Here is a 15,039-nt window from a genome sequence, read left to right as displayed (position 1 = left end):
GCGATCCGTTCGTTTCGTCGGGGGTCGTCGCGCCCAGTATGTCTGTCGTCCCCGACAATCGTCCCGCGTGCAACCGAGGAGCCGACCGTGCACCGTCCCCCCACCACCGAGGCCCGGGTCGCCGAGGAGCTGGCGGCCGTCCGGCCCGCCGCGCTGCCCCGGTACACGGAGGAACTGCCGGGCGCCCGCGCCGCCGTGCTGACCCGGCTGTGGCGGGCGCTGGCCCACGAACCGCTGCCGTGGATCACCGGCAGGGTGCGCGGGGCGTACGGTCTCGCGCTGCGGCTCGCCGACGGCCGGACGCTGCACGGGCCGCACGCGGACCCCTACGCCACCGGCGCCCACGTCACCGGCGTCCGCCTCGACCGGGAGCGGTACGCAGATCCGGCGCGCCTGATGACGGCGCTCGGGGTGCCGCACGCGTCCGCGTTCGCCGCCGAACTGGCGGACAGCGTCGCCTCGCTGGCGCTGTCCCGGGCCGGCGCGGATCACCCGAAGGAGTGGCCGGTCCCCCCGGCCGGAGGCCGCGTGCCGGACTGGGAGTGGGAGCAGCGGGTGGTCGACGGGCATCCGTTCCACCCGGGCTGCCGCTCCCGGCCCGGCTTCTCGGTGGCGGAGCAGCTGGCGTACGGGCCGGAGCACCGGCCGGTGGTGGAGCTGGGGACGGTGCCGGTGGCGGCCGGCGAGTGCCTGGCGAGCGGGGACTGGCCGGAGGAACTGCGGGACGGCGGCCGGTGGTTGGTGCCGGTGCACCCGTGGCAGGCGGCCCATGTGCTGAAGCGGCCGCAGCAGCCCTGGCGCCCGGCCCGTCCGCTGCTCTCGCTGCGCACCCTGGCGCTGCCGGGCGGTCCGCATGTGAAGACCGCGCTGAGCGCCCGGCTGACGTCCTCGGTGCGGGACATCTCCTCCTACTCGGTACGGGCCGCCGCCCCGCTCTCCGACCTCGCCGCCCGACTGGCGGCGGACACCGGCGGCCTGCTGCACGTCACCCGCACGCTGGGCGCGCTCACCGCGCACTCCCCCGATCTGGCCGCGCTGCTGCGGGAGTCGCCCGAGGTGTACGCGGCGCCGGGCGAGCACGTCCTGCCGGTGGCCGCCCTCGCCCTCACCCCGTTGCCCCGCTCCCCCGAGTGGCTGGCCGCGTTCGCCCGGCTGGCGCTCACGGTGGGGCTGCGGCTGCTCGACCTCGGGGTGGCCCTGGAGGCCCACGGCCAGAACCTGCTGGTGATCCTCGGGCCGGACGGCGCCCCCCGGCGCCTGGTCTACCGCGACCTCGCCGACGTCCGCGTCAGCCCCGTCCGACTGGCCCGCCACGGCATCGCCCCTCCCGCCCTCACCGGCCGGCTGGTCACGGACGACGAGACCGCCCTGCGCCGCAAGCTGTTCGGCTCCCTGGTGGCGGGCGCTCTGGCCGGGACGGCGGGCTCCGGACCGGCCCTGGCCGGCGCCCTGGCCGCCGCCGTACCGCACCTGCCGGACACCCCCGACCTGACCGCGCTGCGCGAAGGCCCGCTGCCCGCCAAGGCGTTGACCCTGATGCGCCTGTCCCCCGGCCGGCCCGGCGACCTGTGGGCCGCCCTGCCGAACCCGCTCGTTTTGGAGCCCGGCCCGTCTGATCAATAAGATCCGGCGATGATCACAAGACAACGGCTGGCGGCGGGCGTCTGTGCTCTGCTCGCCGCCCTGGCGGCCGGGATCGCGTTCCCCGGCGGGGCCGTCGCCGACGAGACGCAGGCGACCGCCCCGAAGGTCGAACTCGTGCTGGACGTCAGCGGTTCGATGCGGGCGCGGGACATCGACGGCGACTCCCGGATGGCGGCGGCGAAGCAGGCGTTCAACGAGGTGCTGGACGCCACCCCGCAGGAGGTGCGGCTCGGCATCCGCACCCTGGGCGCCAACTACCGCGGCAACGACCGCAAGGAGGGCTGCAAGGACACCGCGCAGCTCTACCCGGTCGGCCCGCTGAACCGGACCGACGCGAAGACGGCGGTCGCCACGCTGCAGCCGACCGGCTGGACGCCGATCGGGCCCGCGCTGCTGAAGGCCGCGGACGACCTGAACGGCGGTGACGGGACCCGCCGTATCGTGCTGATCAGCGACGGCGAGGACACCTGCCAGCCGCTCGACCCGTGCGAGGTGGCCCGCGAGATAGCGGCCAAGGGCATCGGCCTGACCATCGACACCCTCGGCCTGGTGCCGGACGCCAAGACCCGCGACCAGCTCAGCTGCATCGCGGACGCGACCGGCGGCACCTACACCGACGTCCGGCACAAGGAGCAGCTCAGCGACCGTGTCGGGCAGTTGGTGGACCGGGCGGCCGATCCGGTGGTGACGCCGGTGGCCACCAACGGCGCCGCGTCCTGCGAGAAGGCGCCGGCACTGAAGTCCGGTCTGTTCACGGACCGCGAGGAGTTCGGGCAGCAGCGCTGGTACAAGGTCGACGTCGCCCCCGGCAAGGAGCTGCGCGCGTCGGTGAGCGTCGCCGACGACCGTGCCGTGAACCCGGACTACGGGGTGCTGCTGCGGGCGGTGACCGTGCACGGCCGGGAGATCGTGCGCGGTGAGGCCGCCGGCACGGGCCGTACGGACGTGATCTCCACAGGGCTGCGCTATCCGAAGCCGGAGAGCGACGACGACGCGGCGCCCGCGGAGACCGTGTGTCTGCAGGTCACCAACTCCTTCTCGGCCACGTCCGGGGTGAAGACCACGCCGGGTCTGCCGCTGGAGCTGACCGTGGACGTCGTGGACGGGCCGTCGGGCCACCACGACGTGGCCTCCTTCGGCCTCGGCCGCGGCTGGTGGCTGCTGGGTGCGCTGGTGCTGACCGGCTTCGTGGCGGGTCTGCTGTGGGGCTGGCTGTCGCGCTGGCGGGTCGCGGTCTGGAGGACGAACTGATGCGTATCACACGTGTGCTGGGCGCCGCCCTGCTGGCGCTCGGGCTCGCGGCCGGACCGGCCGCAGCCGACTCCTCCCCGTCGCCGAGCGCCTCCGCCGACGGCTCGGCACCCACCCGGGCGGGCACCTCCTTCCGGACGGCGACGGAGATCCGGCAGGGGCAGCGGGCCACCGCGTCGGGCTCCGCCGGTGACTACCTGTACTGGTCGTTCCCGGCGGACACCGGGCAGCGCCCCACCGTCGCGGCGACGGTGAAACTGCCCGCCACGCACGGGGCGCAGACGTGGCAGATCGACGTGTACGACGGGCTGCGGCGCCGCCAGGCCTGCCAGTACGGCGCGGCGACCCGCACGGCCGCGCAGGACGCGCCCAGCGTCGACCTCGCGTGTGTGCTGCGGACGGTGCGCGGCTGGTCGGAGCCGTGGGGCAACGACCCGCTGCCGGGCACGTACTACGTCCGGCTGACGGTGGTGGACCTCGGCTCCGCCGACCTCGGCAAGCCGGTCGGCGTCGAGGTCCGCGCCGACTCCAAGGACATCGGCGGCGCGGCGGCGGTGGACGGCTCGCTGGGCAAGCCGCTGGTTCCCGGGATCGCCGTCAAGTCCGGTGAGGACGGCAGCGGTTCGAAGACGGCGGTGCTGTCCAGCTTCGGCTCGGACGACGGCTGGTCGTCCGGGTGGTGGTCCGACCGCTGGGTGTGGACCGCGATCGGCGGCGTGCTGGCCGCGCTGGCCGGCATCGGCGGATACGCGCTGACGCGCGGCTCGGGACGGCCGTCCCGAGTGCCGCCGAGCGTCTGACCGCCACTGTCCGAAGGCCCGCCTCCCGGCGGGCCTTCTCCTTTTCCCGGCCGCCCACCTGACCGAAGAGGCCACCTCTCACCGCTCCCGCAGGGACTTGGCCGGCGCGCCGTCGCCGGTCACGGCGATCCGGCCGGCACGGACCGCCTCGGCCAGAGACAGTTCGCCGCGGGCCACGGCCTCGCAGGTCGCGGTGTCCAGGGCGAGCCGCGCGTCGGCGTCGCCGGGCGCGGGGCCGTCGCCGTACACCGGCCCCTCCTCGGCGCCGACGCGCAGGTGGAAGTCGCCTTCCTCCAGCCGGACTTCGACGAGGCCCTCGCCGTCCAGCGCCCGCAGCAGCGGCAGGGCGAACCAGTGCGCGCGGACGGCGTCGGTGGGCCGCCGCTCCCCCAGTTCGCCCTCGCCCCACGTCCCCAGCGCCTGCAGCACCGGCAGCAATGCCCGGCCCCGGTTTGTGAGTTCGTAGACGTACGCCGCGACCGGCGGGGGCAGCCGCCGCCGCGTGGTGAGCCCGTCGCGCTCCATGTCCTTCAGCCGTGAGGCGAGTACGTCCGTGCTCACGCCGGGCAGGTCCGCGTGCAGGTCCGTGTAGCGACGGGGGCCGGCCAGCAGCTCCCGGACGATCAGCAGGGTCCAGCGGTCGCCCACGACGTCGAGGGCGCGGGCTGCTGAGCAGTACTGGTCGTAGCTTCGGCGAGGTGACATGCGACGCAGTCTAGACGCGTTGTTGGACTTTCCAAGCTCCCACTTGGTAAAACCAAGCAACACGAGTTTGCGGAGGGGCGTATGGAGTTCCGGCAGTCGAACAAGCTCAGCGAGGTCTGCTACGAGATCCGCGGTCCGGTGATCGAGCACGCCAACGCCCTGGAGGAGGCGGGCCACAGTGTGCTGCGCCTGAACACCGGCAACCCCGCTGCCTTCGGGTTCGAGGCACCGGAGGAGATCCTCCAGGACATGATCCGGATGCTGCCGCAGGCCCATGGCTACACGGACTCGCGCGGCATCCTCTCCGCCCGCCGCGCGGTGGCCCAGCGTTACCAGAACCTGGGCCTGGAGGTCGACGTCGACGACGTCTTCCTGGGCAACGGCGTCTCCGAGCTGGTCTCCATGGCGGTCCAGGCGCTGGTCGAGGACGGCGACGAGATCCTCATCCCCGCCCCGGACTTCCCGCTCTGGACGGCCGTGACGACCCTGGCCGGCGGCAAGGCCGTGCACTACCTGTGCGACGAGCAGGCCGACTGGTCCCCGGACCTGGCCGACATGGCGTCGAAGATCACGGACCGGACCAAGGCCGTCGTCATCATCAACCCCAACAACCCGACGGGCGCGGTGTATCCGAAGGAGGTCGTCGAGGGCATCCTCGACCTGGCCCGCCGGCACGGCCTGATGGTGTTCGCCGACGAGATCTACGACCAGATCCTGTACGACGACGCCGTGCACCACTCGGCCGCCGCGCTCGCCCCCGACCTGGTCGTCCTCACCTTCTGCGGGCTGTCGAAGACGTACCGGGTGGCGGGCTTCCGCTCCGGCTGGCTGGTGGTGACCGGGCCCAGGCAGCACGCCAGGAACTACCTGGAGGGCCTGACCATGCTGGCCTCCATGCGCCTGTGCGCCAACGCGCCCGCCCAGTACGCCATCCAGGCCGCGCTCGGCGGCCGCCAGTCCATCCGGGAACTGACGGTGCCCGGCGGCCGGCTGCACGAACAGCGCGACGTGGCCTGGCAGAAGCTGAACGAGATCCCCGGGGTGTCCTGCGTGAAGCCGAAGGGCGCGCTGTACGCGTTCCCGCGCATCGACCCCAAGGTGCACGCCATCCACGACGACGAGAAGTTCGTCCTGGACCTGCTGCTGCGCGAGAAGATCCAGGTGGTCCAGGGCACGGGCTTCAACTGGCCCTCCCCCGACCACTTCCGCATCCTCACCCTGCCCCACGCGGACGACCTGGAGGCGGCGATCGGGAGGATCGGCAGGTTCCTGGGCGGATACCGGCAGTAGGCGGTTCCGGCACGACACGCGTGAGCCACCGGGAATGCACCGCGACCGCGAGCCGTTGACGATCCCCGTCGGTGTTCGGCGGACAGGGGGAACCACGCATGACGATCGATGTGCACGGCACGGTGGCGGACGGATTCGAGGGCGTACGCGAGGAGTTCGCGGCGGTGCTCGCCGGGGAACGGGACGATCCGGGCGCACAGCTCGTGGTGTACCGGCACGGGCGGCGCGTGGTGGACCTGTGGGGCGGCGACGGCATCGACGGCGACTCGCTGACGTCCCTGTACTCCCTCGCGAAGGCGGCCGCGCACCTCGTCGTCGCCCTGCTGGTGCAGGACGGCACGCTCGACCTGGACCGCGAAGTGGCGTCGTACTGGCCGGAGTTCGGTGTGCACGGCAAGGACCGGCTGACGCTGGGCGAGCTGCTGGAGCACCGGGCCGGCCTCGTCGGCGACGCCGAACAGCCCTTCACCGTCGAGGAGCTGGCGGACGACCGGCTCATCGCGGCCCGGCTGGAGCGGCGCGAGCCGCTGTGGGAGCCGGGCACCTCCTGGGGTTACCACGCGTTCGTCATCGGCGCCCTCACCGGAGAGGTGGTGCGCCGGGTGACCGGCCGGACGATCCGGGAGCTGTACGAGGAGCGGATCCGGGCGCCGTACGGGCTCGACCACTATCTGGGGCTGCCCGCGGCGCAGGAGCCGCGCTGGGTGGAGGTGCAGCCGCTGCTGCCGACTCCGGAGGAGGCCGTCCTGCTGAAGGAGCGGGCGGCGGCCGCGGACAGCATCCGGGGCATCGCCTTCAACGCGCACGGGCCGGCGCCCACCGATCTGGTGGCCTTCGGCAATCACCCCCGGGTGAAGGCGCTCGGGCCGGCGTCCTCGGGCGGGGTGGGCAACGCACGCGGGGTCGCCGGGATGTTCGCGGCCGCCGTCAGCACCGTCGACGGCAGGCCTCCGCTGCTCACCCCCGCGACCGCGGCGCTGTTCGGCGCACTGCGCACCCCGGGCGGCCCGGACCTGGTCACCGGCAGCGACAACCACTTCGCGCGCGGCTTCGAGCACACCCCCGCGCTCTACCCGTTCCTCGACCCCGGCACCTTCGGGCACAGCGGTGCGACCGGCTCGCTGGGCTTCGCCGACCCGGCGAACGGCATCGCCTACGCCTACACCCGGCGCCGGTTCTCCTTCCCCTCCGGGGTGGGCGCCGCCCCGGAGAACGGCCGTCTGGCGCAGTCCGTGCTGCGGGCGGCGGCCTCCGTGTGACACCGTGCTGACAGGCGAGCGGGAAGGGCGCTGACGTGAGTGACCTCTTTCTCGTCCGGCACGGTGAGACCGAGTGGTCGCGGTCCGGACGGCACACCGGCTGGACCGACGTACCCCTCACCGAGCACGGACGGGAGGAAGCGCGCCGGCTGGTGCCGCTGATCCGCTCGCACCGGATCGGGGCCGCCTTCGTCAGCCCCTCGCAGCGGGCCCGGGAGACGGCCGAGCTGATCGGGGTCCACGACGCCCGGGTCGACGCCGACCTGCGGGAGTGGGACTACGGCGGCTACGAGGGGGTGACCACGGCGGAGATCCAGCGCGGCCGGCCCGGCTGGTTCCTGTTCACGGACGGCGTCGTGCCCGGGCCGCCGGACCATCCGGGCGAGAGTCCGGAGCAGGTCGGGGAGCGCGCCGACCGGATGCTGGCCAAGGCCGACGCCGCCCTGGCGAGCACCGAGGGGATCGTCGTGCTCATCGCGCACGGCCACTTCCTGCGCGTCCTGACCGCCCGCCGCCTGGGGCTCGCACCCCGGCACGGCGCCCTGTTCCAGCTGGCGACGGGCACGCTGTGCCGGCTCGGCACGGAGCACAGCCGCCCGGTGGTGGCGGGCTGGAACATCCGCCCGCCCGCCTGACCACGGCTCACGGGCCGCCGCGGACCCGTTGTCGGACCCCGGTCGTACGCTTCGGGGAAGCCGCCCGCGCGAGGCAGACCCGGGCGCCGCCCCCGCACGGGAGGGAGCCCGCCGTGGTACGACCGCCGACCGCCGCCCAGCGGCGGGTGCTCGACGCCGCCGACCCGGTGACCGGGCGGCTGCGCGGCACCGAGGCGCAGCTCGCGGCACTGGTGAAACGCGGGCTCGCCTTCCGCCACCCGAGACCGCCGCACGACCACTTCCTCACCCCCGCCGGGCACCGGATACGCGAGGCCCCGCCCGAGCGGCCCCCCACCGGGGAGCCGCGGCCGGACGGGGCGGCCGGGGGCGGCAGGGGGGACGGGGACGACGGGGTGTTCGCGGCCCGGCCCGGCGGTGCCGAGGAGCCGGCCGCGTCGGGTCCTGCGCGGCTGCGGGAGGTGCACAGCGCCTGGCAGGGGCTGCTGGAGCTGCGCCGGATGACCAACCCCGACGGCGCCGTGGACCGTCCGTGCGGCTGGGAGCGGGCGCATCTGGTGCGGGCCGCCGCGCTCGCCCTGGAGGCGGCGGGGCACCGCCCGGAGGGAGCGGACGCGGACGGCTACCGGGTACGGGCGACCCCGCAGCCGGAGGCGGTCGCCGTGTACGCGCCGGACCCCGGGACGCTGGCGGCCTGCGCGGCCACCCTGGAGGGCGCGGGCTGGCAGCCGGGCGAGTGCACCGAGCCGCGGACGGGGGTGCGCTATCTGCTGGCCTCACCGCGCCGGGTGTGAGCGGCATGCCAGGATCGACGGACCGTCAGAGACGAACACGAGAAGGGCGAGCAGTGACCGAACCGTTTTCCGTGCGAGTGACCGTCCGCGGCTACGAGACCGATGTGCAGGGCCACCTCAACCAGGCGGTGTATCTCAACTACGCGGAGCACGCCCGCTGGTCGCTGCTGCGGGCGGCCGGGGTGAGCCAGACCGAGCTGATAGGCAGGGGGGTGGGTCCGGTGACGCTGGAGACGACGATCCGCTACCGGCGTGAGCTGCTCGCCGGCGACGAGGCCGACGTGACGTGCGCGTTCGAGTGGGGCGACGGCAAGACCTTCCGGGTCCTGCAGGAGATCCGCAGGACGGACGGCACCGTGGCGGCCGAGATCACCGCGGTCGGCGGCCTGCTGGACCTGACGGAGCGCAGACTGGTCGCCGACCCGGGCAAGAGGTTCGCCGAACTCGCCGCCGATCCGGCCCTGTTCGGCCTGTAGCCGCCCTGCGGTCTACGCGTCGAGCGGCTCCGGGCGGTGCTCGGCGTCGTAGGCCGCCCGGGCCTCGGCGATGTACACCCGGTTCCGCTCGGCCCAGTCGGTCAGCCGCTGCAGCGTCTCGTGCAGCTCGTGGGCGACGGGCGTGAGGGCGTACTCCACCTTCGGCGGCACCGTGGGGTGCACGGTGCGCGTCACGAGGCCGTCCCGCTCCAGGTTGCGCAGCGTGAGGGTGAGCATGCGGCGGCTGATGCCCTCGATGCCGCGCTCCAACTCGGTGAAGCGGATGGGTCCGTGAGCGGCGGCGACCAGGATCTGCACGCTCCATTTGCCGGCCACCCTGTCAAGAACTTCCCGGACCGGGCAGGCGTGCGCGTTCACTTCCTGGACGGTAACAGCGGTGTTCCTCTGGTACATCGGACTGCCTCCTTACGCCGGACCCCATGGTCACCCACGATGAACCCCGTTACAAGTCGTGCACCAAGGTATGCGGGAGGAACGGGGAGCATGTCGGCCACCATCGAGAACGGTCCGTCACCGGTGACGGCGGCACCGCCACGCGCGTACTCCCGCTGGACGTCGCTCGCCGTCCTGTGCGCGGGCACGCTGATGACGGTCCTGGACGGCACCGTCGTCACGGTCGCGCTGCCCGCGGTCCAGCGCGACCTCGGCTTCGGCGGAGCCGGCCTCGCCTGGGTCGTCAACGCCTATCTGATCGCCTTCGGCGGGCTGCTGCTGCTGACGGGCCGGCTGGGCGACCTGGTGGGCCGCAAGCGGATGTTCACGGCGGGGCTCGCCGTCTTCACGGTCGCCTCCGTGCTGTGCGGTACGGCGACCGGGCAGGCCACGCTGATCGCGGCACGGGCGCTGCAGGGGGCCGGCGGGGCGATGGCGTCGGCCGTGGTGCTCGGCATGCTGGTGGCGCTGTTCCCGGAGCCGCGCGAACAGGGCCGTGCCATCGCGGTGTTCAGCGCGGTCGGCGCGGCGGGCGGCGCCCTCGGCACCTTCCTCGGCGGCGCCCTGACCCAGGCGCTGAACTGGCACTGGATCTTCCTGATCAATCTGCCGATCGGCGTGGCCGCCTGGACGTCAGCGGTGCGGATCCTGCCCCCGGAGCGCGGCGAGGGCCTCGGCAAGGGCGCCGACTACCCCGGAGCCGCGCTGGTCACGGGCGCGCTGATGCTCACCGTGTACGTGATCGTCGGCGCCGGGGACACGTCCCTGCCCGCCACCCTGCTGCTCGCGGCCCTCGCCCTCGCCCTGTTCACGGCGTTCGCCCTGCGCCAGGCCCGGGCCGTCCGCCCGCTGCTGCGGCTGCGCCTGTTCCGCTCCCGGCTGCTGACCGGCACCAACGCGGTCCAGGTCCTGATGATCGCCACGATGTACGGCTTCCAGTTCGTCGGCGCGCTGTATCTGCAACGGGTGCTCGGCTACGGCGCGTTGGCGACCGGTACCGCGTTCCTCCCGGCACCGGTCGTGATCGGCCTGCTGATGCTGGGCCTGTCCGCGCGGACCGTGGCCCGGTTCGGTCCCTACCGGGTGCTGCTGGCGGGGCTGGGGCTGATCACCGCCGGCATGGCCCTGCTGAGCCGCGCCGGCGCCGACGGCTCCTACACCGCCGACGTGCTGCCCGCGATGCTGCTGCTCGGCGCCGGGTTCGCCGCGGCGATGCCCGCACTGACCGGCCTGGCGATGTCCGGCGCCCGCGCGGAGGACGCGGGACTGGCGTCCGGCCTGTTCAACACGACCCAGGTGGTGGGCGGTTCGCTGGGCCTGGCGGCCCTGACCGCGCTGGCGGCGTGCCGCACCGGAGCCCTGCTCGACCGGGGCGCGGAACTGGTCCCGGCCACGGCGGAGGGCTACCGGCTGGCGTTCCGGGTGGCGGCCGGGATCGCGGTGGCGGCGCTGGTCCTGGCGGCGGCGGTGCTGCGCCCGCGCCGGGACCTCACCCCGCGCTGAACGCCTCGCGGTGGGCCTGCGCCCACTCCCGGTACGCCCGGGCGGGCCTGCCCAGCACCTCGGGTACGTCCGCGGTGACCACCGCGTTGCCCCCGTCCCGGACGAACGCGGTGCTGAGCAGGACGGCTTCCGCCTGTGCGTCGTCGAATCCCCAGGCGGTGCGCAGGAAGCCGCGGGTCTCGTCCGGTGAGAGGTTCCGGGCGGTGACCGGGCGGCCCAGCACCGAGGCGAGGACGGCCACCTGGTCCGGGAGGCTGATCGCCGCCGGCCCGGTCAGGGTGTACGTCCGTCCCGCGTGCCGCCCGTCGAGCAGGGCCCGTACCGCCACCGCGGCCACGTCGCGCGGGTCGATGACGCCGGACGTGCCGTCCCCCGTCATGTTGGGCACGGGCTCCCCCGCCCGGACCGCCCCGGCCCAGCTCAGCGTGTTCGAGGCGAACGTCGACGGCCGCAGGACCACCCACTCGGCCCCGCTCTCCCGCACGGCGCGCTCACCCTCCACGTGCCATCGGCCGAAGGGGCCGAGCGCGGGCTCGCCCGTCCCGACGGCGGACAGCTTCACCAGCCGGCGCACCCCCGCCGCGCGGGCCGCCGCGACCACGGCGGTGTCCTGCCCCTCGTCCGGACCGGGCGGACGCAGGAGGAACGCGGCCGTCACGCCGGCCGTCGCCGCCCGCAGGGAGTCCGGGTCGCGCAGGTCACCGCGCACCGCCTCCACCCCTTCGGGAACCCGGGCCTTCGCGGGGTCGCGGGTCAGGGCGCGCACCGCCTCGCCGCGCTCCGCGAGCTGTCGTACGACCTCAACTCCGATGGTGCCCGTGGCACCCGTCACCAGAATCATGGCTCCACGGTGGACCCGCCGGGCCGTCTGCTTCTTGTAGATTCCGGCACGGTTCGGCCGCCCGGAGGCCGGTGGGACGCGGCTACCTTTGAGGGATGCCGACTGCCACCGCCGAGCGCGGTCCGACCACGCCCGAGGTGCTGCGCCCCTGGATCACGGGGGTGCGGACCCTGTCCCCGGCCGGCCCGGCCGAGGAGACCTTCGTCCGGCTCCCCGCCGCCGAGACCCGGGTGGTGCTCCGGGTGAGCGCGGACGGGCGGCGTGACGTCCTGGCCGTCGGGCCGCGGGTGCGGGCCTCCTACCACCCGGGCAAGGCCGACCTCTCGTGTGTGGAGCTGCGTCTCGCGCCCGGCACCGCCCGTCCCCTCCTGGGCGTTCCGGCCTCCGCGCTGGTCGGCCGGGCCGTGCCGCTGGAGGAGCTGCCCGGCGGCACACCGCGCCGGCTCGCTGCCGCGCTGCGCCCGCTGGACCCGCGCGAGGCGTCCGCGCAGCTGGCCGAGGCGCTGCCCGCCCTGCTGTCGGCCGCGGCGGACCCCGCCCGTACGGCGCTGCTGCGGGCGGGGGTCGACGCGCTGTCGGTCCGGCTGGACCGGAAACCCGCGCAGGTGCGCCAGGTGGCCCGCGAACTCGCCGTGAGCGAGCGCCAGTTGCGCAACCTGTTCGCGGAAGGCGTCGGTGTCTCGCCGAAGCACTACGCCCGCATCGACCGGGTTCGCACGGTCGTCACGCGGGCCCCGAGCGCCCCCTGGTCCGACCTCGCCGCCGCCACCGGCTACTACGACCAGGCGCACCTGACGACCGACTTCCGGTCCCTGATGGGCGTCCCGCCCCGCGCCTACTTCACCGGCCGGCTGCCCGCGGCCACTCCCTGCCGGGCCGGTACCCGGGCGTAGGAACCAGGTGCGCGCCACGGCCCCCGCAGCGGCTGACCTTCTCCCGTGGACTGCGGCCGGTCAGCGAGGACTTCGTGCCCGAGCCGCCGGCGGTCGGCGGGCTGGCGCGGGAGCGGCTGAAGGAGCGGGGCGCGGAACCGGGCGTCACCCTGGCCGAGTTCAGTGCCTGGCCAAGGGCACCATGCCTCGGCAGTCGCCGTCCCGGCGCCGCCACACGCACCACGCCCTCGACGACGCGATCGAACAGGCCGAGCTGCTCACGAACCTCCTGACGTGGCCGGGTCCTTCCTGAGAGGGACCGGCACCTGGTTGAAGCCGTAGTACAGGGCCAGGAGGCCGTGTGCGGCCAGGGTGAGCGGGGCGGAGACGAAGGCCAGGCCGACCGTGAGGGGATAGCCGAGGGAGCCGAGGGCGAACCGGGCGCGGGTCGCCCGCGCCGCGGTGACGTCGACGCGGGCGTCGAAGAGGTGGCCGGTGCGGGTCAGGTGCCACCACAGGGCCTGGTAGGCGAGGGCCATGGTGACCATCACCAGGCTGTAGACCGCCGCCGCCACGTGGGAGGCCGTGTCCTCGCGCAGGTACTCGGCGAGCATCGCGGTAGGCCAGGGCACGACGGCCACGACCATCAGCACCAGCAGGTTCAGGAACATCAGCGTCCGGTCGACCCGGGCGACGTAGCTGAACAGCTGGTGGTGGTTGACCCACATGATGCCGACGACCAGGAAGCTCACCACGTAGGCGGCGTACGACGGCCACTGGGCGCCCAGCGCCTGCCACAGGCCGCCGTGTTCCCCCGCCCGGGGCACCTTGATGTCCAGGACGAGCAGGGTGATGGCGATGGCGAACACGCCGTCGCTGAAGGCCTCGACGCGGCCGGACTCGTTCATGACACCCAGCGTGCACCACGCGGGGCGGGGCGAGCACGGCGTTTGCCGTACCCGCCCCGCCCCGCCGGTTCAGTGTGCCGCGGCGATCTCCTCCCCCGCCTCCATCGGGTGGGTGACGTCCTGGGCCTCGTGGTTCCTGCCGAGGTGGTTGAAGAGCAGGTTGAGCACCACGGCCGTCACACAGCCGGTGGAGATGCCCGAGTCCAGGACGATCTTCGCGGTCTGCGGGAACGCGTGGTAGAACTCCGGCGCGGTGATCGGGATGATGCCGACCGCCAGGGAGACGGCGACGATCAGGACGTTGTTGTCCCGGTCGAGGCCGGCCCGCATGAGGGTCTGGATGCCGCTCGCGGCGACCGAGCCGAACAGGACGACGCCGGCGCCGCCGAGGACCGGGCGGGGCACGACCGCGATCAGCGAGGCGGCCATCGGGCACAGGCCCATCAGCACCAGGAAGCCGCCTCCGGTCGCGACGACGTACCGGCTGCGGATCCGTGTCATCGCCACCAGGCCGATGTTCTGGGCGAAGGCGCTGCACATGAAGCCGTTGAACAGCGGGCTGAGCGCCGAGCCGAGGGTGTCGGCGCGCAGGCCGGCCGCGATCGTCCGCTCGTCGGCCGGGCGTTCCACGATCTCGCCGAGGGCGAGCATGTCGGCGGTGGACTCCGTCATCGAGACCACCATCACCACGCACAGCGAGAGGATGGCGGCGAGCTGGAACTGGGGGGCGCCGAAGTGGAACGGGGTGGGGAAGCCCACCACGTCGGCGTGGGCGACGGGGCTGAAGTCGGTGACCCCGAACGGTATCGCGACGAGGGTGCCGCAGATCAGGCCGAGCAGGACGGCGACCTGCTTGACGAAGCCGCGGGTGAAGCGGCGCAGCAGCAGGACGATCAGCAGGGTGACGCCGGCCAGCGCGAGGTAGGTCGTCGAGCCGTAGTCGTCGGCGCTGGGGTCGGGCCCCTGGGCCCAGCCGAAGGCGACCGGCAGCAGGGAGACACCGATCAGGGTGATGACCGAGCCGGTGACCACCGGCGGGAAGAAACGGATCGCCTTGCTGAAGAACGGAGCGGCGACGAAGCCGAGAAGACCGGCGACGATGACCGCGCCGAAGATGATCGGCAGGGCGTCGGACTTGTCGTGGGTGGAGGCGACCACCGCGGTCATGGGGGCGACACCGGCGAAGGTGACGCCGTTGACGAAGGGCAGCCGGGCACCGATCTTCCAGATGCCGAGCGTCTGCAGGAAGGTGGCGAGGCCCGCGGTGAACAGGCAGGCGCCGGTGAGGAAGGTCAGATCGGTACCGGAGAGGCCTACGGCCGCGCCGACGATCAGGGGTGGGGCTACGACTCCGGCGTACATGGCGGCCACGTGCTGCAGGCCGCTCGTCGCCATCTTGAGGGCGGGGAGTTTTTCGTCTACGGGATGGGCGGCCACGGCTGCTCCTCCGGGCGGGTAACACGTCGTGGGGCGACGTGGGTTTCATGGAGGTGGTGCGGGTGGTCGTGCGGGACCGTGACGGGGGTGGGGCGACGAGACTCGAGCGGGGGGTGGGGACTGGTGACCGTACCGGGGCGGGGGCGGGGGCGCGGGGCCCCCCCCCGGGGGGCCGGGTAACCCCCCCAAACC

The 15,039-nt window shown here is 73.9% G+C and carries 15 protein-coding genes; 10 read left to right on the top strand and 5 right to left on the bottom strand.

The annotated features are described in order from the left end of the window. Nucleotides 1-87 precede the first annotated feature (87 nt). From AB0N17_RS21370 to AB0N17_RS21360, 3 genes are read left to right on the top strand one after another with little or no spacing between them, the layout of a single operon-like run. Entirely contained in the window at nt 88-1,623 is a 1,536-nt protein-coding gene (locus AB0N17_RS21370) for an IucA/IucC family siderophore biosynthesis protein (protein ID WP_366012990.1), read from the top strand. 9 nt (nt 1,624-1,632) lie between these two features. Further along, the gene (locus AB0N17_RS21365; protein ID WP_366012989.1) at nt 1,633-2,895 is read left to right on the top strand and encodes a VWA domain-containing protein; all 1,263 of its coding nucleotides are present in this window, start codon (nt 1,633-1,635) and stop codon (nt 2,893-2,895) included. Further along, nucleotides 2,895-3,695 (top strand): hypothetical protein, encoded by an 801-nt coding sequence (locus tag AB0N17_RS21360; RefSeq protein WP_366012988.1) that lies wholly within the window; start codon nt 2,895-2,897, stop codon nt 3,693-3,695. Before AB0N17_RS21365 ends, AB0N17_RS21360 begins: the two co-directional genes overlap by 1 nt. Before the next feature lie 78 nt (nt 3,696-3,773). Here the strand turns inward: AB0N17_RS21360 and AB0N17_RS21355 are convergent, their stop codons facing one another. Beyond that, a complete protein-coding gene (locus AB0N17_RS21355) occupies nt 3,774-4,400 on the bottom strand; it encodes a winged helix-turn-helix transcriptional regulator (protein ID WP_366012987.1) in 627 nt (208 codons plus the stop codon). A gap of 81 nt (nt 4,401-4,481) precedes the next feature. Here AB0N17_RS21355 and AB0N17_RS21350 point away from each other — a divergent pair, with 81 nt between their 5' ends. The 5 genes from AB0N17_RS21350 (at nt 4,482) to AB0N17_RS21330 (ending at nt 8,833) form a co-directional block, all read left to right on the top strand. Beyond that, complete coding sequence (locus AB0N17_RS21350; RefSeq protein ID WP_366012986.1) at nt 4,482-5,690, top strand: pyridoxal phosphate-dependent aminotransferase; 1,209 nt, start codon at nt 4,482-4,484, stop codon at nt 5,688-5,690. Nucleotides 5,691-5,788: 98 nt separating this feature from the next. Next, nucleotides 5,789-6,949 carry a serine hydrolase domain-containing protein gene (locus tag AB0N17_RS21345; RefSeq protein ID WP_366012985.1) on the top strand — a complete coding sequence of 387 codons (1,161 nt, stop codon included), beginning with the start codon at nt 5,789-5,791 and terminating at the stop codon, nt 6,947-6,949. Between the two features lie 35 nt (nt 6,950-6,984). Beyond that, nucleotides 6,985-7,584: a histidine phosphatase family protein gene (locus AB0N17_RS21340; protein ID WP_366012984.1), complete on the top strand. Its 600-nt coding sequence runs from the start codon at nt 6,985-6,987 to the stop codon at nt 7,582-7,584. A gap of 113 nt (nt 7,585-7,697) precedes the next feature. Next, nucleotides 7,698-8,357 (top strand): hypothetical protein, encoded by a 660-nt coding sequence (locus AB0N17_RS21335; RefSeq protein WP_366012983.1) that lies wholly within the window; start codon nt 7,698-7,700, stop codon nt 8,355-8,357. Between the two features lie 53 nt (nt 8,358-8,410). After that, on the top strand, nt 8,411-8,833 hold the full coding sequence (locus tag AB0N17_RS21330; protein ID WP_366012982.1) for an acyl-CoA thioesterase: 423 nt from the start codon (nt 8,411-8,413) through the stop codon (nt 8,831-8,833). A gap of 12 nt (nt 8,834-8,845) precedes the next feature. On the opposite strand, the gene AB0N17_RS21325 is transcribed toward AB0N17_RS21330, so the two are convergent. Further along, nucleotides 8,846-9,247, bottom strand: a complete 402-nt coding sequence (locus AB0N17_RS21325; RefSeq protein ID WP_366012981.1) for a helix-turn-helix domain-containing protein — start codon at nt 9,245-9,247, stop codon at nt 8,846-8,848. Nucleotides 9,248-9,337: 90 nt separating this feature from the next. Here AB0N17_RS21325 and AB0N17_RS21320 point away from each other — a divergent pair, with 90 nt between their 5' ends. Next, nucleotides 9,338-10,789: an MFS transporter gene (locus AB0N17_RS21320; RefSeq protein WP_366012980.1), complete on the top strand. Its 1,452-nt coding sequence runs from the start codon at nt 9,338-9,340 to the stop codon at nt 10,787-10,789. Here the strand turns inward: AB0N17_RS21320 and AB0N17_RS21315 are convergent. Next, nucleotides 10,776-11,630 carry an NAD(P)H-binding protein gene (locus tag AB0N17_RS21315; protein WP_366012979.1) on the bottom strand — a complete coding sequence of 285 codons (855 nt, stop codon included), beginning with the start codon at nt 11,628-11,630 and terminating at the stop codon, nt 10,776-10,778. The genes AB0N17_RS21320 and AB0N17_RS21315 overlap by 14 nt on opposite strands. Before the next feature lie 95 nt (nt 11,631-11,725). Between AB0N17_RS21315 and AB0N17_RS21310 the strand changes: the two genes are divergently transcribed. Then, nucleotides 11,726-12,523, top strand: a complete 798-nt coding sequence (locus AB0N17_RS21310) for a helix-turn-helix domain-containing protein (RefSeq protein WP_366012978.1) — start codon at nt 11,726-11,728, stop codon at nt 12,521-12,523. Between the two features lie 257 nt (nt 12,524-12,780). On the opposite strand, the gene AB0N17_RS21305 is transcribed toward AB0N17_RS21310, so the two are convergent. Both AB0N17_RS21305 and AB0N17_RS21300 read right to left on the bottom strand, forming a co-directional pair. Then, entirely contained in the window at nt 12,781-13,410 is a 630-nt protein-coding gene (locus AB0N17_RS21305; protein ID WP_366012977.1) for a TMEM175 family protein, read from the bottom strand. 69 nt (nt 13,411-13,479) lie between these two features. Further along, the gene (locus tag AB0N17_RS21300; RefSeq protein ID WP_366012976.1) at nt 13,480-14,847 is read right to left on the bottom strand and encodes a nucleobase:cation symporter-2 family protein; all 1,368 of its coding nucleotides are present in this window, start codon (nt 14,845-14,847) and stop codon (nt 13,480-13,482) included. Nucleotides 14,848-15,039: the final 192 nt, after the last annotated feature.

This window comes from Streptomyces sp. NPDC051133, assembly GCF_040682635.1.
Classification (GTDB): domain Bacteria; phylum Actinomycetota; class Actinomycetes; order Streptomycetales; family Streptomycetaceae; genus Streptomyces.
The sequence above is the reverse complement of the archived record's forward strand: the minus strand, read 5'-3'. Positions and strand labels throughout refer to the sequence as shown.

Coding starts and splice junctions, on each gene's coding strand:
- AB0N17_RS21345 (WP_366012985.1), top strand. CDS start 5,789: ATGACGATCGATGTGCACGGCACGGTGGCGGACGGATTCGAGGGCGTA.
- AB0N17_RS21305 (WP_366012977.1), bottom strand. CDS start 13,410: ATGAACGAGTCCGGCCGCGTCGAGGCCTTCAGCGACGGCGTGTTCGCC.
- AB0N17_RS21365 (WP_366012989.1), top strand. CDS start 1,633: ATGATCACAAGACAACGGCTGGCGGCGGGCGTCTGTGCTCTGCTCGCC.
- AB0N17_RS21310 (WP_366012978.1), top strand. CDS start 11,726: ATGCCGACTGCCACCGCCGAGCGCGGTCCGACCACGCCCGAGGTGCTG.
- AB0N17_RS21325 (WP_366012981.1), bottom strand. CDS start 9,247: ATGTACCAGAGGAACACCGCTGTTACCGTCCAGGAAGTGAACGCGCAC.
- AB0N17_RS21315 (WP_366012979.1), bottom strand. CDS start 11,630: ATGATTCTGGTGACGGGTGCCACGGGCACCATCGGAGTTGAGGTCGTA.
- AB0N17_RS21360 (WP_366012988.1), top strand. CDS start 2,895: ATGCGTATCACACGTGTGCTGGGCGCCGCCCTGCTGGCGCTCGGGCTC.
- AB0N17_RS21355 (WP_366012987.1), bottom strand. CDS start 4,400: ATGTCACCTCGCCGAAGCTACGACCAGTACTGCTCAGCAGCCCGCGCC.
- AB0N17_RS21320 (WP_366012980.1), top strand. CDS start 9,338: ATGTCGGCCACCATCGAGAACGGTCCGTCACCGGTGACGGCGGCACCG.
- AB0N17_RS21350 (WP_366012986.1), top strand. CDS start 4,482: ATGGAGTTCCGGCAGTCGAACAAGCTCAGCGAGGTCTGCTACGAGATC.